The sequence below is a fragment of the Paenibacillus oryzisoli genome, assembly GCF_050467285.1.
Taxonomy (GTDB): domain Bacteria; phylum Bacillota; class Bacilli; order Paenibacillales; family NBRC-103111; genus Paenibacillus_E; species Paenibacillus_E oryzisoli_A.
In genome coordinates this window covers 194792-216636 of record NZ_JBCMUN010000011.1, presented here as the reverse complement: position 1 = coordinate 216636, position 21845 = coordinate 194792, and the positions used below count along the sequence as shown (strand labels likewise).

Below are 21845 nucleotides of genomic sequence, written 5' to 3'. Positions count from 1 at the left end.
GTGTGGCTTAATTAGGTCCCCTTGGCATACTAGCGTTCCCTCTAACCTCTAGCCTATCAGCAAAAGCCACCTGCCCCGCAGTCAGCCTATCGATACAAGCCCCAGCCTTACTCGCTATCAGCCCATCAGCATGAGACCCAGCGGACTATCTTCCGCGACAATATCCTGCAGCGCATAGGCGGAAATCGGAAAGTACAGGAACCCGTACACATAAGCCGCGATCTCGTACAGTTGAAAATAAATGACGATCGATTTATCGGCAATGTAGTAATCCTGGTCGGGGCGGATGGTTTTAAAGTCCACCAACAGCGGAATGTCCCTCCGTTTGATTTCCTCGGCGATAATCGCGCTGATGCGGCCGATATAGTCGCTGCCGGGCTTGAACTGCTCGGCGAGGGTGTAGCTTTTGCCTGTTTCCGTATTGAAGGTCAGCGAATTCTGCAGCGTCATTCCGTGCGCCCCGCCGGAGAATGCGTAATTGATCAGCGACAGGCTCAGCACAGAGCGTTGATTGGTCTTGAGCTCGTAATAGGCCGTGACGTCCGTCATCGGGTTTTGGCCGTAGCCTTGGTCGTGAAGCTGCTTGTTCACAGCATTCACAATCGCTTTGTTCATCGCTTCCTGCGCCGTGAGCGGCGTGTGGTGAATGACAGCGGGGTACAGCAGATTGAGCTTGTTGCGGAGCACTTTATAGGTCTGAATACTGACCGGTCGATCTAATTCTTTCATTTATCATCATCCCTGCGTTTTTGTTACAGGGTATTCGCGGCGTGGGCGATTGGTTACTTGCCTAGCGCAGAGTGAGTGAGGCCCCCTATACGTAGCGACCGAGAGAGAGTAACTTTAAATCTGTAAAAGCCTGCAGAGATGCAGGTTTTTTTCGTGCTTTAGGCACGATGCGGGAGGATTCCTGCGAATGTGCAGTTTTTTCGTTCGATGGCCTCCGAATTCAGCCGATTTGCCCAAAATTCCTGCCGAATCGCAGGCTTTGTCTGAAACTCGGGAGGATTGCGGGGAAATTCCTGCCTATTTGCAGGCTTCGGGCCACAACTGGCACGTGAATCATAGCTCAAGGCCTTGCTGCGGGTTGGCAGGAGCTTTGGGTTTTTGCCGATTTCCATGTTTTGGACAAAGAAGTCAAAAAAATGCGCAATCAGGTTAATTTCTTTCATTATTTTGAACGTTCTTTTGCGATATTGTGAAGAGGCATCCGTCAAGCGGAAAAAGGAATGGAGGTAGAGGTGTTGCAAGTTTTAGAAAGCGCTTTAAAAAATGAGGTAACAGATTCCAGAAAGGTGGGATAACGTGAACATTGTGCATCAGCTTAAACGTAAGGTATCGTTTTGCCTGGCTCTGCTCATGGTCGTGCCTTTATCTTCGTTTCCCGGATCCGTTGTGGCTTGGGCGGATGAGGCAGGTTCGTTAACCGGGAATACGGCCGTCCAAACGGCACAGTCAGATCCACCGCAGTCCACGGAAGACGCGGAAGATGTAAGCGTAAATTCGAATGTATATAAGGAAGAGGGAGCATTAGCCCAGCCGCACGCGCTCAACGTGATGTCGTTGCAGGCTGTTCCCTCGGATGTCATACCTACCGTCGTGAGCACGTATATTGCTGCGGACAAAACGCAAATCAGCAGCTACGGCGAGCAGGTTCAGCTCAAGGTCATGGCCAAGATGAGCAGCGGGCCGGATAAGGAACTCAAGACAGCGGCAGCCGCGAATTCCGCGGATCCACAACTGTACAGTGTGCATTACAGTTCGTCGACCCCTGGCGTTACGATTCAGGACAATACCGGTATTCTGACCTATGACGGCTCGAACGGGTCTGTTCCCGTCGATGTAACCGCAGAAGTGAAATATTTGGATGTTGTGTACTTCGAGGGTTTTGAGGACGGCAGCCTGGGCAGCTTCGCGATTGAACCCGGCGCGACGTATGCGACAACCGGCTCGGTGACGGCCAAGACAGGCGCAGGTGTGCCTGCGCACAGCGGCAGCTACAGCGCGCTCCGGAACAATGCCAATACGGGCAATACCGTTCGAGCCGATATGGGAGTGCCCATCAACGGTACGGTGACGGTATGGTTGTATAACGGACAGCCTGCCGGCAATTCAAGGAACAATATCTATGTCGGTACCAAAACAAACGGCACCGGCGGCATTGATGTCTCCAACGGGTTGCTGCTCGGCGAGCATTGGGATGGCAGCACGGGTTCCGGCACCTCTTTGGTATCCCGAATATTCTCCAGTTCGTTCAGCGCTACGTCTGTCAGTCGCGGTGCATCCCCGGCTTGGCACGAGCTCAAGTGGGATGTCGTCTCTGGCACGGATGCCAAAATGTATATTGACGGCGTGCAAGTAGCTTCGACGACGAAAGAAACGAAATACCAATACGTCGCCTTCGCCGGCAACTGGCTTGCCAGCAACAATGTGACGTATTATGACGATGTCAAGGCCACCAAAGCGGGCGCGAGCACATCGACGACGTTGCCGATTCCCGTTCAGGCGGATGACGTTCAGAGTCTGACCATCTCCGGGCAAGGCGGAGCAACGGCGATTACGGCCGACGCCGGAACCCTGCAAATGCAGGTGGCGGTCACGCCGGTCAGTGCGTCTTCAGCTGTGACGTGGAAGGTCGAGAACACCGATGGCTCGCCGACGAACCTAGCCTCCATATCCGGCACTGGCGAATTGAAAGCGCTTCGAAATGGTATGGTGAAGGTGACGGCTACCTCCATCTCCAATCCGGATAAGTCGAACAGCACGGTGGTCTCCATTTCAGGACAAACGGTGAAGGTAACAGGTATTGCGATTCGAACCGCATCCGGTGCGGTGAATTTCAGTACGCTCGATCCTATCCCGCTCCAGGCGACCATAGACCCGAGTGACGCAGGTCAGCCCGCGGTGAACTGGTCGATTATCCAGAGCGGTGACGTTGCCAATATTTCGGCTGCGGGCGTGGTGATACCTTCCCGGAGAGGGACGGTGCAAATCGTCGCTCAGGCAACCGACGGTACGCAGGTGCAGAGCAACACGTTGACGCTCACTTTTGACATTCGTAACACGGTCTATGTCAGCAGTACCGAAGGCAGTGATACGAACGACGGTCTCACGCCTGCAACGGCATGGAAGACCCTGGATAAAGTAAACGCGACGACATTCGGACCGGGGGATCAAATTCTGTTCAAAGCCGGCGACGTCTGGAACGGTCAGCTCCGCCTGAACGGCAGCGGCTCCGAGGGATCGCCGATTATCGTCGATCGGTACGGAAGCGATGATCCGGAGTTGTATCCGATTTTTAACGGGAACGGTACGCTTACCGATCAAGTGATGCCGCTCGGCTCGATTGCCGGTCAGCATTATGCGGCAACGGTAGAGGTGCGTAACCAAAGCTACTGGGAAATCAATCATCTGGAAGTGACGAACTACAATGCCACTGTGAAAAACATGCGGGCAGGGATTATCGCGCTCAATGAAAAAGGCACAACGGTGGCGGAATGGACGAACAATCAGCTGCGGCACATTTACATTAAGGATTGCTATGTCCATGATGTGAATTCGGATCCCGCTGCGAACAAATTCACAGGCGGCATCCTCGTGCTAGGCAACTATTCCGATGTGCTGGTGGAAGGGAACAAAGTGGTGAACGTCGCGATCGAGGGGGTTCGGAACGCCGGCATGGCGCCTTCCGGAGCGCCGAATGGCGGTGCGCCTACAGTCATGGACGACATTCGCTTCCGCAACAACTACGTGCAGGATGTGCAAGGCGACGGTCTTGTGATCAGCAACGTGGCGGATGACGGCAACCCGAATACGTACAACGGCATCGTCGAATACAATACGATCGTCCGTTTCGCCAACACCAATGTCGGCTCGCTCAACTATGCGGGCAACTGGGTGTACGGCAGTAACGATACGCTTTTTCAGTACAATGAAACGTTTGGCGGGGTGTACGGGTATAACGACGGGGAAGCGTGGGACGTCGACTTGTACTGCAAAAACATCGTCTACCAATACAACTACAGCCATGAAAATCGGGGCGGCTTCACGCTCGTCATGCCGGGATCGAAATACTCGTTCTACCGGTATAACCTCAGTTTGAACGACGGGAACGGCGATGCGCTGTTCGACTACTTCCCGGATAACAATACGGCTGGCGTGCCATGGGTGTACAACAATACGTTCTACATCGGCAAAGACATTACGACGAATGTGTTTGACATGAATGCGACCTCGTACATGAAGTTTGCCAACAATATCATTGTTGCTTTGGGAAAAGTCAACAACTTTGCAAGCGGCGGCAACGTCACCCAAGGTTATATTAAAAATAATATCATCTACCCGCAAATGAATATCGGCAGCTCCGGCGGTTCCTTGGAAGTCGCGAACAACCGGTTCGTGAATCCGCTGCTGGCGAGACCTGGAGAGATTCCATCCAGCATCATTTCGGCAAAAGATAACTTCGACGCTTCCAAACTGGACGCCTATAAGCTGCAGGCGAACTCGCCTGCGATCGGGGCTGGTTGGAATGTGGATATACCGGCTGGCTACACGGATGCGACGCATGACCTGTTCGGCAATCCGCTGGGCAGCACGCGTGACATCGGCGTTCATCAGTTTACCAATGATGCGCCGACGAGCGTTCTGAACGAAGTGATGCCGGAATCGATTACGCTGAATCAGCGCAATGTGTCGCTGCTGCTGAATGAAGGTGTGTTCCTGTCAGCGACAGTGGAGCCGGCAACGGCCTGGAACAAAGTCGTCAGCTGGGAAAGCGATAACCCTACAGTCGCCCAAGTCGATGCGAATGGCGCTGTGAAAGCTTTGTCGCTCGGTACAGCGACGATTACAGCCAAGAGTACGGCGAATCCGCTTTTGACCGCAACTGCTCGAATTACAGTCAAGCAGCCGATCACGCCGACTGGCGACATGAAGGTGCAAGCGGATTATCCATACCTGGATGCGTCGAGTCAGGACGTCAGACTCCAGGTCGCGAATGTGCTGAGCGATGGCTCTTCCAGAGAGCTGACGACGACCATCACGGATGCGAATCAGCCGAGACTGATCAGCGTCAATTACAGCACGGACAATCCGAACGTATCCATTGACGCTGATGGCGTGCTGCATGTAACTGGGGATCTGGGCAATACGTCCGAGATTCAAGTGACAGCGAACGTTACCTACGAGGATGTTGTGTATTCTGAAGGTTTTGAGAGCGGTACGACGGGCGATCTTACGCTGGAATCGGGGACGGACTACGTCGTTTCGATTCAGCCGTCCACCGAGCAGGCCCATGGTGGCGTGTACAGCGCCAAGCGGATCAATAGCGTGAAGGGCAGCATGAGCAAAATCTTCCCAACCGCCCTGAACGGCATCGCGTCCATGTGGATTTACGATGATGGCACCACGCGTTCCAACCGCGCTGTAGGCAGTGCGGGGCCGGTCTTGACAGATACAAGCAAGGCGCTGGGATTGGGGCTGTTCTATGACGGAACGTACGGTTCGCCGACGTATTTTGCGACGCGTTTGCAGACGGGGGCGACGGGGTGGACCGTTTCTACAGTACCTCGCAGCATCGGCTGGCATGAACTGAAGTGGGATTACACCGATCCATCCATGGTCAAAATGTACGCGGACGGCCAACTGGCTGCCACAGCGAATGTCTCCGGCCTCAAAGCCGTTTCGCTTGTGAACTGGTGGAACAGCTCGTCTGGGAACTTCTACTATGACGATGTTCGGGTAGCCGTGCCAAAGACGAGCGCAGCGATCCCGCTGACAGTCAAAGTGAACCCGACCCAAATCGATGGTATCGGCATTTGGGGCGCGGGCGGAGCAAATACAATCTCCGTTGACAAAGGCACCTTGCAAATGGAAGGCGGCTTGCTGCCTTACGATATTGCAGGTCAGGACTACCGTGTGAACTGGCGCGTAGAGGACGAAACCGGCAGTGCGACGATCTCGGACACAGGCCTCCTGACGGCGGTGAGAGACGGTCGCGTGAAGGTCATCGTCCAGTCCGTTGCTTATCCCGAGCAAACCGCGGAGATGTATGTCGCGATCACCAATCAGTACGTGCCGGTAACGGGCGTTAATGTTCGCGGCACGAATGATAAAACGAGCATCGATACCGCAGGCGGCTCGCTGCAATTGCTGGCCACGGTGTCCCCATCGAATGCAACGAACAAGAATGTAAGATGGGTGATTTTAAATACGGACGGCAGTTCCACGAACGTAGCCAGAGTGTCGGATACCGGCCTGCTCACAGCCGTCAAAAATGGCACCGCAAGGGTACACGCCATTACCGAAGACGGCAGCCTCGACGGCGCGTTGGATATTTCGGTTACGAACCAGCCTCAGGTTGTGGAGAGCATCGCGATTCAATCGCCTGATCAAGCGACTGCCTTGTACACTGGCAAAACGATAACCTTGACCGCGGTCGTCCAGCCGGACAATGCGGCGAATCCAGCCGTTGTGTGGTCGGTTGTCAACGCTGGCGGCGCAGCTGCCTCCATCACACCTGGTGGCGTGCTGACGACAGGCTCGACAGCAGGAGAAATCACCGTTGCGGCAACCGCGCAAGATGCCTTGGGCACGATCGGTCGTAAAATGTTCACGATCAGCCTCGCCCCTGACCGCGTGCTGCAAGCGAAGATCAGCGAAGCTGACACGGTATTAAACGCAGCGGTCATCGGCACTGCGCCGGGGCAATATCCGCAAAGCGCTGCGGACAGTCTGACCCAGGCGATTGCTGCGGCACAGCTGGTGCTGGACAACACAGCATCCACCGAGCAGCAGCTTGCAGATGCAGCTGGGGTTTTAACGGCGGCGATTACGGTCTTCCGGGGCGCTGTCATCGTTTCTACTCCAAGCGATGGCGACGATCCTGACAGATCAGGTTCGGTAACGGAACCGTCGACGACGCCGACAACGCCGAACAAGAATGAGATCTACGCGGTTACTGAAGATGGCAAAGTGTTCCCGCAGGAGAAAAATACCGACGCAGGCACGGTAACCTTCCGGGCTGACGACCGCGATCAGCTTGCGCTCACGTTCCAACTGAGCGAACTGCAGCCGGAGAGCACACAGCAGGCGGATAAAGTACTCATTGCCATGAAGGACTTTATCTATGAGCTGAAGCCGGATGTAGTCGAGAAGGTAACCGGTCTCGATGCGTTCCTGAAAGCGAGCGGGACGGAGCGAGACGAACTGAAGATGACGGTCAAGATCGGGCGAGCCAAGCTTACCGATAGTGAGAAGCAAGCGATGAGCAGAACGGTCAATGGCGATCCGGCAGCTGCCCTTGTCTCGGGCGTGTACGAGGTTCATCTCCTGCTAACGGCGCCTAACGGACAGTCGATGGATGTGCATGCTTTTGATAATCAAAGAACACTGTATATTGAGGTCGATCCTTCCTTCAAAAACAAGCCGACAGCCGCTATTTCTATCAGCGAAGCTGCGAGCGGCGAGCAGGAGGCGGGCGTTCGGACAGCCAAATACGTCGAGATGGACGGAAAAGCTTACATGCAAATCCGGACGGCCAGTCACAGCAAATATGCGCTGGTTCAGAACGAAGTGGCATTCCGCGATATGACGGACAGCCATTGGGCGAAGTCCATTGTCGAAGAGGCGGGAGCGCGCTTGCTTGTCAACGGCGTCCAAGAAGGCGTGTTCAGCCCGGATACGCAGATCAGTAGAGCTGAATTCATCACCCTGCTTGTGAATGGGCTTGGCTTGCCGAAAGCAGCTCCGTCAACAGCGCTGTACACGGATGTGCGGGCGAACGATTGGTTTGCCGACGAGGTGGATGCTGCGCACAAAGCCGGATTGCTCGATTGGACAGCGGGAAGCGTGCTGAACCCGAACGCACCGATCACTAGAGCGGAAATGGCGAGCACGGTGATGGCGGCTGCCCGATACATTGGGGGAGGTAAGCTGACGGCTACGTCACCAAGCATTTTGAATCGTTTCGGCGATGCCGATCAAGTTGCGGCAGCAGCCAAAGCTGCATTCGCCTGGAACGTCGAGCACGGCATTATGGATGGTACTGTGGATGGGGCAACAGGAGCGACGATTCTTGATCCGGACGCCACAGCTACGCGGGCACAGGCGGCAGCGATGCTGCTCAGAATGCTCAGAACCTTAAGCTTGATTTAAAAGAGGTTACCAACCAGCCTCCCTTCCAGTTATGGCATGCCATGACGGGTAAGGGGGCTTTTTATAGTAGAAGGGCCAACGCCCCGTAACATCAAAACGCCCCCGTTGCCGGGGGCGCACCTTACTTCATTTGGACGGCGTCGTAGACGGGGCCATTGATGTTGATGACGGCGTTGCTCAGCCGATCCGCGATCTGGCGCTGAAGATCCTCGTGGATATAGAGCTTGATGACATCGGAGCGCACGTCTTCAAAGCTTTTGTAACCGAGCGCTTGCTTAGCAGTCAGTTTAAAGCGGGCCTGCCCATTTTGGTAAGGGAAGGGGTCACTGAGTTCGTCCAGCTGCATCTTCGATGCCGTAGCGTACAAACCGCGCTTCAGATCATCCTCTTTGGAGATGGCCTGTAAGTCCAGCCGGATCTTCTCGGCGGAAATACCATTTTGAACAATGTCGCCTTCATAAATATACCCTTTATTGTAGTAGTTCTCTTTCTGTTTCTCGTAGTAGTCTTTGTACACCGTGTCGGAAAACCGATATTTCTTGCTGGAGGCGAGGCTGTTGATCAGATTCGTATAGTGGGTCGACTGCACATAATTGTAATATTGATAAGGACTGAATTGCGTCAAGCCGTATACTGTTTCTTTGTTGGCGATTTTATTGCGCCGCAGAGCATTCTCTTGCTCGAGGTCCTGCATGAATTCGTCGAAGCTGGCAGCACTCATTTCGCCGTTTTCTTTCATCAATTGCTGCTCGACTTTGAGCCTTTTCAGCTCGTCCACCGCTTTTTGCTTGGCATACACGATCGGGATTTCACCGTTAAAGGAGGTCGTCCAGAACTCGTTACTGTATTCTGCATGGTAGTTGGTTTGAAAATAGCTCGTGGTCAAAGCCTTCTGATTTTGTAAAAAGATGCCGAATTCCTCTTGAACCACCTTGCTCCCATTCACAGTGAAGGCTGTTTGCGGGTCCATTTCGTCGGCCTCATTGGGATGGTGGGTGCGCGAATAGGTGAGCGCTCCGGCAACAGCTACCAAAGCAACTGCAGCAGCGAGCATCCATTTGTGGGAACGTATCAATGCGAAGCACCTCGTCTTCCTAAAAAATAGCGCTTACATAACTACTATAAAGCGTTGTCCGCTTCGGGACATCCCAATTTTTTAACGTGTTGAGGCATTATTTTGACATCTATCGAAAACCACACAAAAAACCTGCAAAAAGCTCAGGCGGTTGGACCACCTTGCTGTTTTGCAGGCTTTTCCGTGCTGAAGCTTGATCAGGCTTCGAGCCAATTAATCTTGCGCAGAAGAGTCCTCTTGATCGTTGTCGTTTGCGACCGAGCTGTTAAGTGCGGAAGCAAGCTCCTGTACTTGTTGCTGAGCGGCTGCATTATCGGCATTTTCTTGTGCCGCATTGATGGCATGGTTGACCACATCGTCATTCGCGTTGTTAGCTGTCATATCGTTCACCTCCTCGAGATTTCAACTTCCAAAGTATGGCTCGAAACTGGGAGTTTTATGCAGAACGGTGCAGAATAATGTAGAATAACCCGCGGATCGCTTATAGGTTTTGGCTATAAGGTGTATCGCCTTTATGTATTTCCCCTTCGGCCTGCGGCGTAGGATAATAAAGGAAAAGGTGTGGAGGTGTCTGACATGGGCAAATCGTTTCCATCCATGCTGCCGGAGCATGAGGCGTTTATTGCGCGGCAGCATATGTTCTTTGTGGGCTCGGCCCCGTTATCGGGGGAGGGGCATGTCAATCTGTCACCTAAGGGGCACGACGTGCTGCGCATTTTGTCCCCGAATGGGGCCGCGTATCTGGATTTGACGGGGAGCGGCAACGAAACGAGCGCGCACCTGGAGGAAAACGGTCGCATCACGCTCATGTTCATGGCGGTTGAGGGACCGCCGATGATTCTCAGACTCTACGGCAAAGGACACGTGGTGTTGCCGGGAACCGAGGCGTGGGCGGAGCTGGCGCCGCGCTTCACGATGCTGCCAGGGGCACGGCAGATCGTCGTCATCGACGTCCACGAGGTGAAAACGTCGTGCGGCTTCAGCGTCCCTTTTTACAAGTACGAAGGGGAGCGGACGACGCTGCAGAAGTGGGCGGAGAAACAGGGCGAAGACGACCTGACGGCCTACCACCGGCAAAAAAATAGGATCAGCATGGACGGCCTCGTTACGACGATCGGCCAGAGGTTGGGGGCGGAGTAGGAGGACGACTGCCTGTCGTCGTATGAAAAATAGCCCATAGGTTTGTCTATGGGCTATCTGGGCTTTATAAATCGTCATACCCGCCGTTAGCCACGTTGCAGCGTCTCAATCGCTGGATGCCCTGGAAGATTCCTTTTACGACGCCGTATTTTTCAATGGCTTGAATCATGTAGGAGGAGCAGCTTGGTTCAAAGCGGCATTTGTTCCGAATGTTGATCGGAGCAAAACGCTGATAAACGTGGATGACCCAGATCGTCATGGCTTTTGCCCGCATCAGCATGTATAGGAAAATGCCAATAGACGGCAGTATGCAAGCCATCTTGAAGGCATAATTTGGAGCGATACGTGTCAAGCTAGCAAAGACGATAACCGCGAGGAATAGGCCGAGCAACAACAGAGCTACGATATGGTTCGCAGCCTGTCGCCAGTTGATTTCAGGAATAACGTGCACCCGCTTGTAATTGACACTTCGTGGATCATTTTCATCATAAGTTGAATGGAGAATGGCCAAGAAATCTTGCTCGTTTGGTAATGTGTAGAAGACCGGTTCTTTGGGTTTGGAATTTTCCATCGGTTGCCCGCGTGACTAAATGTCTTTGTAAAAAATCAACATATAATAGTGGGTTGTAACGGGCTGCTGCAAACAACCGGGCTTTTCCGTGACCGCGATGGACTCCATAGAATGATAGACCCATCCCGATTGGGTCTGGGCATTGATCATATCGGCGAACAATTTAACGGCTGACTGCGTATCTCCTTTATTGACGTGGACGTTTTTGGGACCCGGAATGGCCGTGTATTGTCTCATCGTGTATCATCCTTTTCCTTAGTTTTGTTCATTCCATTATTTTACTAGATTAGCAGACACACGTCGACTATATTCTACAAAAATGTATAGAAATCGAGGAAACCAAGCAATGAAATCATCACTGCCGATCGTAGTCCGCTCAACGGAAATTGACGTCAATGGTCATGTAAACAACGCGAAATATCTGGAATATTTTGAATGGGGGCGTGAAGAATGGTATGAACAGTGCGGGCTTGCCTATGAGGCTTTCGGAAGCATGGGGATTCAAACGGTTACGGTGAACATCAACGTGAATTACCGACGAGAGTGCAGGCAGAGTGAAGCTTTAATCGTCACCTGCGAACCTGAGAAAGTCGGTCGTTCCAGCTATGTGCTGAGGCAAGAAATCGTGGACGAGCACGGCGAAATACGGGCGGATGCACACGTGACAAGCGTAACCATGGATAGTTCAACTCGCAAAAGCCGCGAAGTGCCGAATGAGTTGCGGAAGTTTTTTTGAAACCAGCACACGCTCATAGGAGCCCAGCATTTGGGGATTCTATTGGCGTAGCGGTACAACGACTTTAGGAGGCGGATGTCATGACGCAGGAATACCGGATTGAACGAGATACGATGGGCGAGATAAGAGTCCCTGTGGATAAGTTATGGGGGGCACAGACGCAGCGGAGCTTTGAAAATTTTAAAATCGGAACGGAACGCATGCCCGCTAGGCTGATCAGCGCCTTCGCGCTGCTAAAGAAGGCGGCGGCCGAGGTCAATAGCGAGATCAACGGTCTGCCAGCAGCAAAAGCGCAAGCGATTTCGCAAGCGGCGGACGAAATCGTGCAGGGCCGCTGGGACGGCGAGTTCCCGCTCGTCGTGTGGCAGACGGGCAGCGGCACGCAGTCCAACATGAACGTGAACGAGGTGATCGCCCGCCGTGCGACCGACCTGCTGGGGGATGGCGGCGAGCGCATCCACCCGAACGACGACGTCAATCGTTCGCAGAGCTCGAACGATACGTTCCCGACGGCGATGCATGTCGCAGGCGTCATCGCCGTCGAAGAAGAGCTGCTGCCTGCGCTCGCGGAGCTGCAGGCGACGATGAAAGCCAAGATGGACGCCTACGCCTCCATCGTCAAAATCGGCCGCACCCACCTCCAGGATGCCACCCCGCTCACGCTGGGGCAGGAGGTCAGCGGGTGGCTGGCCATGCTGGAGCAGACGGAGCGCATGGTGCGCGTCTCCGTCGACACGATGCGCGAGCTGGCGATCGGCGGCACCGCCGTCGGCACCGGGCTGAACGCACATCCGGAGTTCGGCGCGCGCGTCGCCGCAGCGCTGTCCCGCGAGACGGGGACGGATTTCGTCTCCGCGGCGAACAAGTTTCATGCGCTGACCAGCCATGATCAGATCGTGTACGCCCACGGCGCGCTGAAAGCGCTCGCGGCGAATCTCATGAAAATCGCCAACGACGTCCGTTGGTTGGCGAGCGGTCCCCGCTGCGGGATCGGGGAAATCACGATCCCCGAGAACGAGCCGGGCAGCTCCATCATGCCCGGCAAGGTGAACCCGACGCAAAGCGAAGCGATGACGATGGTCGTGTGCCAGGTCATGGGCAACGATGCCGCCATCGGCTTTGCCGCGTCGCAGGGCAATTTCGAGCTGAACGTGTTCAAGCCCGTCATCATCCACAACTTCCTGCAGTCCGTGCGGCTGCTGGCGGACAGCATGCGCTCGTTTAATGACCACTGCCTCGCGGGCATGGAACCGAATCGCGCTGTGATTCAGCGCAATTTGGAGCAATCGCTCATGCTGGTCACCGCCCTCAACCCGTACATCGGGTATGAGAAGGCGGCCTCCATCGCGAAGCAAGCCCACAAAGAAGGGCTGACCCTGAAGGAGTCCGCCCTGCGCAGCGGCTATCTCACCGCAGAGCAGTTCGACAGCTACGTGCGGCCGGAGAACATGGTCTCGCCGAAGGCGGGCGAGTAGGGAAATACAGCGGCACCTCCCCAAATCTTCAAACCATCCGCCAAAGATTTGAAACTCTTTCACTCCTGAACCGATTTATACTGGTTGCAAGCCAAAAACCGCCAGGAGAGATGAAACTATGAATTTTCAAGAATTGCTGCAGCCCGTGCCTGTGGAGGCCAAGTTTGAGCTGGAAGGATGGCATGTCTGGTGCGGTTCAATGACACGTGATGCTGAGGGGAGATATTACTTGATCTACTCCCGATGGCCCGAAGCTGCCGGGTTTGAGGCGTGGGCCACCCATTCGGAGATGGCGTATGCGGTGGCGGACAGTCCGCTCGGACCTTTCCGTCATGTGGATGCGTTATGGGCGTGCCGGGAGGGAGAACCGCGCTGGGACCGGGACGTTGTGCATAATCCGGTAATTGTGCCTTATCGCGGCCGCTATTATCTGTACTACATGGGCACGCACGGCCCGGATTTCCCGCTGGACCGCCCTGTGGATGAAGAGACCTGGTGGGCGTACCGGAATAATCAGCGGATCGGTGTCGCGGTCGCCGACCATCCGTCAGGGCCATGGGAACGTCAGCCGACACCGCTTATCGACACGACGCCGGGCGCGTGGGACGGCCTGATGACGAGCAATCCGACGGTGTGCGAGATGCCGGACGGCCGTGTGCTCATGATGTACAAAGGCGTGGCCGAAGGCCCGCCGCCGAAAGGCGGCGCTGTCAACGCAGGCAGCGCGGTGGCGGATCACCCGCTCGGCCCGTTCCGCAAGGCGGCACAGCCGACGGTGACGAATCCGACGCACGATTGGGCGGTGGAGGACCCTTGCATCTGGTGGCAGGAAGATCGATTCTATGCGCTCATGAAAGACTTCCAAGGCTATTTCACGGGAGCGGGCCGGGGAAGTGTCGCGCTGTTTGCATCGCGTGACGGCTTCGACTGGCAGCCCGCGCCTCATGCACTGGCCTTCGAGCTTGCCATTCCGTGGGCGAACGGCTCGACGCAATCCGTACTGCGGCTGGAACGGCCGCAGGTGTGGCGGGATGCGGACGGCCAGCCTCGCGTACTGCTTTGCGCTGTGCTCGAACAGCACGGCAGCCGAGCGTATAATGTCCAAATTCCATTAGGGAGGCAGCGTGAATGAACGCGCTCCCCTATATGCTCCCTACATGGTTCTCTACGCGCTCCCCTATATGCTCCGCCGGTGATGCCGGCTGCCAGCCTGTGGTTCCCCCTGCTGTCTCAGCAGCGCCATCGACCACTTACGATCAGCCAATCGAGCCGACTCTCCCCGTGAGAGTCGGCTTTTTGCCGCCCTCTACAGATGTAGATGGGGAGAGGGGCGAGGCGGACAGGCTAATTCCTGCGAACAAGCAGGAATTTTCCGCAAAAATGGCGTGTTCAGCCAAATGCCTGCGATAAAGCAGTTTTTTTGAACCGATTCCGCTCAAAAAGAGGATTTACACTCGAAATACCTGCCAATCCGCAGGCATTCCACCAAATCAGAAAGGAAACGGGCAAGATTCCTGCTCATTTGCAGTTTTGGATGTCCTCCAATCCCCCTCGCTTCCGCATCTGGATGATCCTGTTCGTTCTTAGTTCACCCTATCCCGCTAACGGGCATCACGTTTCTTTGCACATTCGGGTACTTCAGCTGCTGCCGAAGATTTTAGACTTTCTGCCGAAGAATTTGGAGGGATGCCTCGCCCCGTCTCTCTATAATCGAAGTATAGAGATCAAGGAGGGAGGAGACAACAGGATGAGACGAAGCCTTCAACTGCTGCGAAGATACGGCGTGATGTACTTGCTTTTAATCCCTGGCTTGCTGTATTTCGCGGTATTCAAATATGTGCCGATGGTCTACATCGCAGCTGCCTTCAAAAACTACAACGTGCTGCAAGGCTTATGGGAAAGCCCCTGGGTGGGGATGCAAAATTTCGAGATGTTCTTCCACGGCGTCTATTTCAATCAGATCATCGGCAACACGATTCTGATTTCGCTTTACAAGCTGGTCTTCTCGTTCCCGGCTCCGATTATGCTGGCGCTCATGCTGAACGCGGTCACGTCGAACGGGTTCAAGCGAACGATTCAGACGCTCACGTATCTGCCGCACTTCCTGTCGTGGGTGATCATCTACGGCCTGTTGGTCGCCTTCATGGCTCCGGGCTCCGGACTGATTAACCAACTGCTGACCGCTTTCCATCTGGAACGGATTTCGCTCCTGACGGAGCCGGGGCTGATCCGCTCGCTGATCGTGACAACGGACATTTGGCAGTCGGTTGGCTGGGGTGCCATTATTTACCTCGCCGCTCTGACGGGCATTGACCCGAGCTTGTACGAAGCGGCAACGGTCGACGGCGCCTCGCGCACAAGGCAGCTCTGGCACGTCACGCTGCCGGGAATCCGCAACGTCATCGTGCTGATGCTGGTGCTCAGGCTCAGCTCGATTCTCGATGTCGGGTTCGATCAGATTTTCATGATGATCAACCCGCTGAACCAAGAGAAGGCTGACGTCATCGAAACGTGGGTGTACCGCGTGGGGATGCAAGAGGGGCGGATTGGCCTCGCAACAGCCGTCGGGTTGTTCAAGTCAATCATCGGGTTCATCCTCGTGCTCGGTGCGAATCGCATAGCCAAGAAGTTTGATGGACAAATTTGGTAAGAGGGGGTGACATCATGCATCAAACCGCCGGCGACAAAATCGCGCAAACGATCAACTACACGCTGCTTGCCCTGCTGGCCGCCTCCTGCGTCGTCCCGTTCCTTTACGTCATCAGCATCTCGCTGACCCCGATCTCCGAGGTGATCAAGCGCGACGGGCTGGTAATCATTCCGACGAACATCACGTGGACGGCTTACAAAGAAATTATGCAAGGCGGCCGCTTGCTGGACGCGTACCAGGTGACGCTGTTCCGCGTCATCGTCGGCACGCTGCTCAATCTGGCGTTTACGGTCCTCACGGCGCTGCCGCTTTCCCGCAAAGGGCTGCCCGGCCGCAGCGGCATCCTGCTTTTCATCGTCTTCACGATGCTGTTCAGCGGAGGCATCATTCCGAGCTACCTGCTCGTCAAGCAAGTCGGACTGTTGAACTCCAGCTGGTCGCTGGTCATTCCAGGATTGATCAACGCGTTCTATCTGATGATCGTCAAAAGCTTCTTCGAACAGCTGCCGGAAGCGATCGACGAGGCGGCGCGCATAGACGGTGCGGGGGAGTTTTCGATTTTATACAAAATCGTGCTCCCACTCTCGGTTCCGATTATCGCTACGATCGGTCTCTTCTACGCCGTGTGGCACTGGAACAGCTACTTTGATGCGCTGCTGTATATCAACGATGCTGCGAAGCAGCCCGTTCAGCTGTTCCTGAGGCAGATTCTGCTGGCCTCGGTCGCCATTAGCGGTGACGCTGCGGAAGCGGCGAACTCGGTCAACCCGATCTCGGTGCAAATGGCGTCCGTCGTCGTGACGACCCTGCCGATTCTGGTGGTGTACCCGTTCATCCAGAAGCATTTTACAAGAGGCGTTCTGTTAGGCTCCGTGAAGGGGTAATCCACTCGATATCTAAGAGGAAACTCTTGATATAGCATGTATAATAGAACATAGGGAGAGGGTTTCGATGAGACAAAAAAACGCTAGTATGGTCCTTGCTTTGACAGTACTTCTCGGCACGGTGGCGGCAGGCTGCAGCAAAGCGGACAACACCGCTTCCCCAAGCACAGCCGCATCAACGGCGGCAGCCGGTCAATCCCCGGCGGCAAGCGCGGCACAGGACGCGAAAAAGTATAAAATCAGCTTCTACAATACGATCGGGTACCGTTTGACGACGCCAATGCCTGCGAAAGATCAGGATCCGATTCGCCAAATGATTGAAAAAGACAACAATATCGATCTGGATATGGTGCTAGGCGGGGAAAGCTGGAAAGATAAGCTCAACCTGCTCATCTCCTCGAATCAAATTCCGGACGTCGTGTCGTTCCCGGACCGCGCTTCCGCGATCAAATATTACGACCAAGGCCTGGTGGCCGATCTGGATGATCTGCTGAAAGGCTTCCCGGATTTGCTGAAATCCTTCGATCCTTCCCGGCTCGAGCCGATGAAATATAAAGGCCATATGATCGGCATTCCGGCTTCGGAGGGGGTCGGCGGCGTCAACGGCTGGTGGATTAACAGTACGTGGCTGAAAAAGCTGAACCTGAGCGTGCCGACCAACCCGCAAGAGCTGCTCAATGTGATGAAGGCGTTTACGTTTAATGATCCGGACGGTAATGGGAAAAATGATACCTACGGCTTCGTCGGTATGCTGCCGAAGGACGGCTCGTTGGGATCCAACTCTGGCGGCAATGGCTTCCAGCAAATTTTCTGGATGTTCGGCGTCCAGCCCAACTTCGTCGACGTGAAAGACGGCAAGGTCGCGGTGTACAACACCGATCCGAAAATGAAGGAAGCGCTGCAGTTTATCAAAGATATGGTTGACGCGAAAGTGGTCGATCCGGACTGGGTGACCATTGATGACGGACTCAAACGCGACAACAAAATGTATCAAGGCAAAGTTGGCATTATGATCGAAGACTGGCGCCGCCTGGAGCCGGCGGATACGAAGAAGATGCAGGATACCGGCGGCAGCGTGCCGGATTGGAAGCAAATAGCGCCTCCTAAGGGGCCGTATGGCGACCAGATTTTAGATACGAAGCCGTTCCAGCAGTCGATCATCGGTCTTTCGAAGGAGGCGATGAAAGATCCGGGCAAAGCGAAGCGCGCTATGGAATTTATCCAATACTTGTATACGAACAAAGACGCTTACCCTTACCTCTCTTACGGTATTAAGGACAAAACGTTCACAGTGACCAACGGCCAGCCGAAACTGATCGACAAATCCACGTATAACGAAAAAGAAGTGGAATGGCGCTACAATTATGCATTCGTGCGTACCGCAAATGACGGGGTATATTTTGACTTCCAAAATCCTGACGTCACCAATGCGAACCAAAAAATCAACACCTCCTATCTGAAAGACAACAACGTTAACCCGCGTGTTTTCGATGATCCAAGCGACGTGATGGCGCAAGATCGCCTGAAATACGTAAATGAGATGATGCTGAAGTTCGTAACCGGCAAAGAGCCGCTCAGCAACTGGGATACGTATGTGAAAACGCTGCAGGACAAATTCAAGCTGAACGACGCGATCGCCAACTACACGAAACAACTGCAAAGCGACGGCGTGATGAAATAACCGGGTCCGGAAGAAGAGGGGGCAGTTCCTCTTTTTTCGAGCTTGCAGCCAAGGGACCGGGGAGGAGCTGAACCCATGCGCAATTGGATCAGGAAAAGTTTTACGCATATTTCATTTCGGCTGTTCATGGTCTGTTTTGTCTTCGTGCTCAGCTCCGAGGCGATCCTTAGCGCGCTTTCTTACCGGTATATTAAAAATGAAATTACGAGCAGTCAGCTGAATCAGGCCAAGCAGCTCCTCACGAAAGAAGAGGAATATATCGATCTGTACTTCCTGCTGGTGCAAAATACGCTCTCCCAGCTCTCGTCCTCCGCCGATTCCTGGCAAGGGGATCTGAACGCGGCCCAGGACAGTCTGGAGAAGGTCTATCGGGACAATTCCGTTATGCTGACGGATGTTTATATGATTCGCAAGGATTTGTCCATTCTGGGCGGCAATCCTGTCACCAAAGTGCTCAACGATACGCTGGCCGAGCGGGAACCGCTGTATAACCTCGCGTATAGCAATAAGTTGGGGACGGTGGGGGTAAGCGAGCCGTATGCGAGCTTTTTTTCCGGCTGGACGGTGACCTTTACGAAGCCTGTCCTGTTTGCGGGCGAGCCGATGGCGCTGGCGATCGATCTTAACCTGACCGCATTGCAGGAGCGGCTTCAGCACATGGGCGGGAGCAGCACGGATTTGTTGCTCAGCATTCTGGACGACAAGGGGCGCGTCATTCTGGAGCCGGTGGGCAGCAGGTTTTTTAACGTCGTTAATCATCGATTGCAATTCGACGAACGGGACGGTCTCGAGCTCGTCCAGAACAAAGACGATGTGTTCGCGGAGCGGATGAACGGCAATCCCGTGACCATTATGAAAAGCATCAATCCCCGCACCAAATGGATTGTGTTCGCTTTTTACAGCGGCAGCTCCTTGCAGGCGACGCTGAAGCGGATAGAGACGTATTTTATCGGCCTGCTGCTGCTGGGCTTTGTGCTGAGCGGCGTGACCGCGGGCTTCATCGCCCGGATGATCCGAACGCCGGTGTACTATTTGATTCGGAAAATCAGCCAGGTGAAGTACGGCGATTTGAACGTCAACATCCGCAGCACACGCCGGGACGAGTTCGGGGAGCTCGCGGAGACGTTCGACGATATGCTCGGACGTATCCGCACGCTCATTGAGCACGTGAACCAAGGGGAGCGGAAGAAAAAAGAGCTGGAAATCCAAGTCCTCCAGTCACAAATTAATCCGCATTTTCTGTACAACACGCTGGGCTCGATCTCCAATGTGGTCGCATTCGGGCGCTATCAGCAGGTCGATCCGATTATCGAGGCGCTCATCGCGATTCTGGAGTATGGCATCACGGACTTCTCGGACCGGGTGTCGCTGGAGCAGGAGCTGCGCAATGTGAGGGACTACATTTACATCCAAAGTGTCCGCTACGACTGTACATTTGAACTCCTGGAGGACATTTCGCCCGAATTGCTGCAGCAGCCCGTTCTGCGGATGGCGTTACAGCCGATTGTTGAAAATGCGATCTTCCACGGCTACGCGGGCGGCAGGAAGTCAGGCCCGATTCGGCTGTCAGCCGAAAGGCAGGAGGATATGCTCATCGTGGAGGTCGTGGACGAGGGAAGCGGCATGGCGCCGGAACAGGTGGAACGGCTGCTGGCGGCAGCGCCGGGAGACGTGCGGGCCGACCGGCGCAAGCGGATCGGATTGTACAATATTCATCAGCGGATCCGGCTGAATTATGGCGAACCGTATGGACTGAGTGTCTGGAGCGAGCCGGGAAAAGGGACACGGGTGACGCTAACCTTTCCTTATGATGCTTTGGATGCAGGGATCGCGATGGGGAGGAGTGAGGCATGATGAAGGAAGTTACCTGTCTGATCGTAGATGACGAGCCGCCGATGGTGCAGCGGCTGGAAAGCTATTTTCACCGGTGGGCGGAGCGCAAGCTGCCTTTTCGGCTGGTGGGTCGGGCGTATTCGGCCGACGAAGCGCTGGAGCTGGCGGATCAACTGCGGCCCGATCTGATCATTACGGACATTGTCATGCCCGGCAAAGACGGCATCGTGCTGATCCGCGAGGTGCGGGAGCGTCAGCCCCGCGTGGAGTTTCTGATCTTGAGCGCCTACTCGGATTTTGCTTATGCGAAGCAGGCGATTGCGATGGGCGTGTTCGAATATTTGGTCAAAGTGCCGCTGCGCGAAGAAGACGTGCTGGCTGCGCTGACAAAAGCGCGGGACAACATCCTCGCCCGCGAGCAGAAGGAGCAGCTCCTGCAATCGCTCAGCGGCTCGGCCAAAGAGAACTCGCATCGGCTGCGCAAGCAGCTGCTCGAGGAACTGCTGCGCGGGGAGGTATCTCCGTCCGCGATGGAGCGCCGCAGCGCGGATCTGGTGCGGAGCTTCGAGCCCCGGCACTACGGCTGCTTTGCTGTGCGTTTTGACGACTACGAGGCGTTCTGCCAGACCTACTCTCCGGCAGACCGCAACACGCTGAAGTACGCCATGCTGAACATCATGGAGGAAGTGCTGGGTGGCAGCGGCAGGGCATGCTACGCCTGTGAAATCCAGCCGAACGTGCTGGTGGGGCTGACCGTTTTTCGCAAAGGCAGCGAGGGGCAGACTGATCGGGACAACTATGAGCTTGGCGTTCGCATCCATGACGCCATCCAGACCTATCTGCGCCAATCTGTCTCGATTGGCGTCAGCCGGACGCACAGCGGCTGGGAGCAAGCCGCCGCCGCATATGGGGAAGCTGTCGCTGCGCTGTGCGACACCTTTTATGCGAGCTTTGGCATGGTAGTCACGCCAAACCGCAGGATTGCCTACGCCGAGCGCGACTGGCGCGAGCTGAAAGACAGCTTCGAGCAGCTGCTGGAGCGCGTCACCGCCGTCTCGGTTGGCGAGGAGCTGGCGCCGCTGCTGCAAGTGCTGCACAGCTGCCGGGTGCCGGCGGATAAGCTGCTCGGCTACATCGAGACGTGGTGCATTCGGCTGCGCGAGCGGCTGCTGCCTACCAGTCAGATGGCGGAGGCGGGGCCGGTCTCTTTTGCCGACTGTACACATCTGCATCAGCTTGTCGAGCGTCTGCGCACCGAGTGGGAGCGGCTCAGCCAGCGGGCGGAAAGCAGCGGGCTGCGCGCCGAAATGGTCAAGGCGATCCGCTTCGTGGACGATCACCTGACCGAATCGATTTCCCTTGCGCTTGTCGCCGAGCATATCCATTTGAACCCTTCCTATGTCAGCGAGCTGTTCAAAAAAGAACTGGGCATCAACTTCACCGACTACGTCTCGGGGCGCCGCATCGAGCGGGCGATTGAGCTGCTGCGCAAGCGCGAGTACTCCAATCTGGCGCTCGCGGAAGCGGTCGGCATTCAGAATGAGAAGTACTTCTGTACTCTGTTCAAAAAAATAACAGGCACCTCTCCGCAAAAATTTGTCGTCGCCGGTTGGAGGGGAAAACGCGAGGAAGGGTGAGCTTCGGGA

16 protein-coding genes are annotated in these 21845 nt (G+C 55.1%); 10 read left to right on the top strand and 6 right to left on the bottom strand.

Annotation, left to right across the window (positions count from 1 at the left end; translation table 11 throughout):
* Positions 1–117: 117 nt before the first annotated feature.
* Entirely contained in the window at positions 118–729 is a 612-nt protein-coding gene (locus ABE504_RS20200; protein ID WP_430091978.1) for a DUF3298 domain-containing protein, read from the bottom strand.
* Between the two features lie 158 nt (positions 730–887).
* Positions 888–1172: a hypothetical protein gene (locus tag ABE504_RS20195; protein WP_430091977.1), complete on the bottom strand. Its 285-nt coding sequence runs from the start codon at positions 1170–1172 to the stop codon at positions 888–890.
* 133 nt (positions 1173–1305) lie between these two features.
* On the opposite strand from ABE504_RS20195, the gene ABE504_RS20190 reads away from it, so the two are divergent.
* Positions 1306–8154 carry an Ig-like domain-containing protein gene (locus tag ABE504_RS20190; RefSeq protein ID WP_430091975.1) on the top strand — a complete coding sequence of 2283 codons (6849 nt, stop codon included), beginning with the start codon at positions 1306–1308 and terminating at the stop codon, positions 8152–8154.
* 121 nt (positions 8155–8275) lie between these two features.
* Here ABE504_RS20190 and ABE504_RS20185 read toward each other — a convergent pair whose 3' ends face one another.
* Both ABE504_RS20185 and ABE504_RS20180 read right to left on the bottom strand, forming a co-directional pair.
* Positions 8276–9229, bottom strand: a complete 954-nt coding sequence (locus ABE504_RS20185) for a hypothetical protein (protein WP_430091974.1) — start codon at positions 9227–9229, stop codon at positions 8276–8278.
* A gap of 213 nt (positions 9230–9442) precedes the next feature.
* Positions 9443–9610: a hypothetical protein gene (locus tag ABE504_RS20180; RefSeq protein ID WP_430091972.1), complete on the bottom strand. Its 168-nt coding sequence runs from the start codon at positions 9608–9610 to the stop codon at positions 9443–9445.
* A gap of 195 nt (positions 9611–9805) precedes the next feature.
* On the opposite strand from ABE504_RS20180, the gene ABE504_RS20175 reads away from it, so the two are divergent.
* Positions 9806–10369: a pyridoxamine 5'-phosphate oxidase family protein gene (locus tag ABE504_RS20175; RefSeq protein WP_430091971.1), complete on the top strand. Its 564-nt coding sequence runs from the start codon at positions 9806–9808 to the stop codon at positions 10367–10369.
* 64 nt (positions 10370–10433) lie between these two features.
* Here the strand turns inward: ABE504_RS20175 and yidD are convergent, their stop codons facing one another.
* Complete coding sequence (gene yidD, locus ABE504_RS20170) at positions 10434–10940, bottom strand: membrane protein insertion efficiency factor YidD (RefSeq protein WP_430091969.1); 507 nt, start codon at positions 10938–10940, stop codon at positions 10434–10436.
* A 15-nt stretch (positions 10941–10955) separates the two neighbouring features.
* Positions 10956–11177: a hypothetical protein gene (locus ABE504_RS20165; protein ID WP_430091967.1), complete on the bottom strand. Its 222-nt coding sequence runs from the start codon at positions 11175–11177 to the stop codon at positions 10956–10958.
* Between the two features lie 109 nt (positions 11178–11286).
* On the opposite strand from ABE504_RS20165, the gene ABE504_RS20160 reads away from it, so the two are divergent.
* The 8 genes from ABE504_RS20160 to ABE504_RS20125 all read left to right on the top strand — a co-directional run bounded on the left by ABE504_RS20160 (position 11287) and on the right by ABE504_RS20125 (position 21836).
* Positions 11287–11676, top strand: coding sequence for an acyl-CoA thioesterase (locus ABE504_RS20160; RefSeq protein ID WP_430091965.1), 390 nt, complete (start codon positions 11287–11289; stop codon positions 11674–11676).
* Positions 11677–11756: 80 nt separating this feature from the next.
* Positions 11757–13151 (top strand): class II fumarate hydratase, encoded by a 1395-nt coding sequence (fumC, locus tag ABE504_RS20155; RefSeq protein WP_430091963.1) that lies wholly within the window; start codon positions 11757–11759, stop codon positions 13149–13151.
* Between the two features lie 118 nt (positions 13152–13269).
* Positions 13270–14283: a glycoside hydrolase family protein gene (locus ABE504_RS20150; RefSeq protein WP_430091961.1), complete on the top strand. Its 1014-nt coding sequence runs from the start codon at positions 13270–13272 to the stop codon at positions 14281–14283.
* 615 nt (positions 14284–14898) lie between these two features.
* Positions 14899–15801: an ABC transporter permease gene (locus ABE504_RS20145; RefSeq protein WP_430091960.1), complete on the top strand. Its 903-nt coding sequence runs from the start codon at positions 14899–14901 to the stop codon at positions 15799–15801.
* Positions 15802–15815: 14 nt separating this feature from the next.
* A complete protein-coding gene (locus tag ABE504_RS20140) occupies positions 15816–16685 on the top strand; it encodes a carbohydrate ABC transporter permease (protein WP_430091958.1) in 870 nt (289 codons plus the stop codon).
* A 67-nt stretch (positions 16686–16752) separates the two neighbouring features.
* Positions 16753–18366, top strand: coding sequence for an extracellular solute-binding protein (locus ABE504_RS20135; RefSeq protein WP_430091956.1), 1614 nt, complete (start codon positions 16753–16755; stop codon positions 18364–18366).
* Positions 18367–18441: 75 nt separating this feature from the next.
* Positions 18442–20220 (top strand): cache domain-containing sensor histidine kinase, encoded by a 1779-nt coding sequence (locus tag ABE504_RS20130; RefSeq protein WP_430091954.1) that lies wholly within the window; start codon positions 18442–18444, stop codon positions 20218–20220.
* A complete protein-coding gene (locus ABE504_RS20125) occupies positions 20217–21836 on the top strand; it encodes a response regulator transcription factor (protein ID WP_430091952.1) in 1620 nt (539 codons plus the stop codon). The genes ABE504_RS20130 and ABE504_RS20125 overlap by 4 nt, the downstream gene beginning before the upstream one ends.
* Positions 21837–21845 lie beyond the last annotated feature (9 nt).

What these genes read in the sequence shown, in the direction of transcription:
- ABE504_RS20180 (WP_430091972.1), bottom strand. Translation starts at nt 9,610, where the DNA reads ATGACAGCTAACAACGCGAATGACGATGTGGTCAACCATGCCATCAAT.
- yidD (WP_430091969.1), bottom strand. Translation starts at nt 10,940, where the DNA reads ATGGAAAATTCCAAACCCAAAGAACCGGTCTTCTACACATTACCAAAC.
- ABE504_RS20135 (WP_430091956.1), top strand. Translation starts at nt 16,753, where the DNA reads ATGAGACAAAAAAACGCTAGTATGGTCCTTGCTTTGACAGTACTTCTC.
- ABE504_RS20160 (WP_430091965.1), top strand. Translation starts at nt 11,287, where the DNA reads ATGAAATCATCACTGCCGATCGTAGTCCGCTCAACGGAAATTGACGTC.
- ABE504_RS20195 (WP_430091977.1), bottom strand. Translation starts at nt 1,172, where the DNA reads ATGAAAGAAATTAACCTGATTGCGCATTTTTTTGACTTCTTTGTCCAA.
- ABE504_RS20140 (WP_430091958.1), top strand. Translation starts at nt 15,816, where the DNA reads ATGCATCAAACCGCCGGCGACAAAATCGCGCAAACGATCAACTACACG.
- ABE504_RS20130 (WP_430091954.1), top strand. Translation starts at nt 18,442, where the DNA reads ATGCGCAATTGGATCAGGAAAAGTTTTACGCATATTTCATTTCGGCTG.
- ABE504_RS20150 (WP_430091961.1), top strand. Translation starts at nt 13,270, where the DNA reads ATGAATTTTCAAGAATTGCTGCAGCCCGTGCCTGTGGAGGCCAAGTTT.
- ABE504_RS20145 (WP_430091960.1), top strand. Translation starts at nt 14,899, where the DNA reads ATGAGACGAAGCCTTCAACTGCTGCGAAGATACGGCGTGATGTACTTG.
- ABE504_RS20200 (WP_430091978.1), bottom strand. Translation starts at nt 729, where the DNA reads ATGAAAGAATTAGATCGACCGGTCAGTATTCAGACCTATAAAGTGCTC.
- fumC (WP_430091963.1), top strand. Translation starts at nt 11,757, where the DNA reads ATGACGCAGGAATACCGGATTGAACGAGATACGATGGGCGAGATAAGA.
- ABE504_RS20165 (WP_430091967.1), bottom strand. Translation starts at nt 11,177, where the DNA reads ATGAGACAATACACGGCCATTCCGGGTCCCAAAAACGTCCACGTCAAT.
- ABE504_RS20125 (WP_430091952.1), top strand. Translation starts at nt 20,217, where the DNA reads ATGATGAAGGAAGTTACCTGTCTGATCGTAGATGACGAGCCGCCGATG.
- ABE504_RS20175 (WP_430091971.1), top strand. Translation starts at nt 9,806, where the DNA reads ATGGGCAAATCGTTTCCATCCATGCTGCCGGAGCATGAGGCGTTTATT.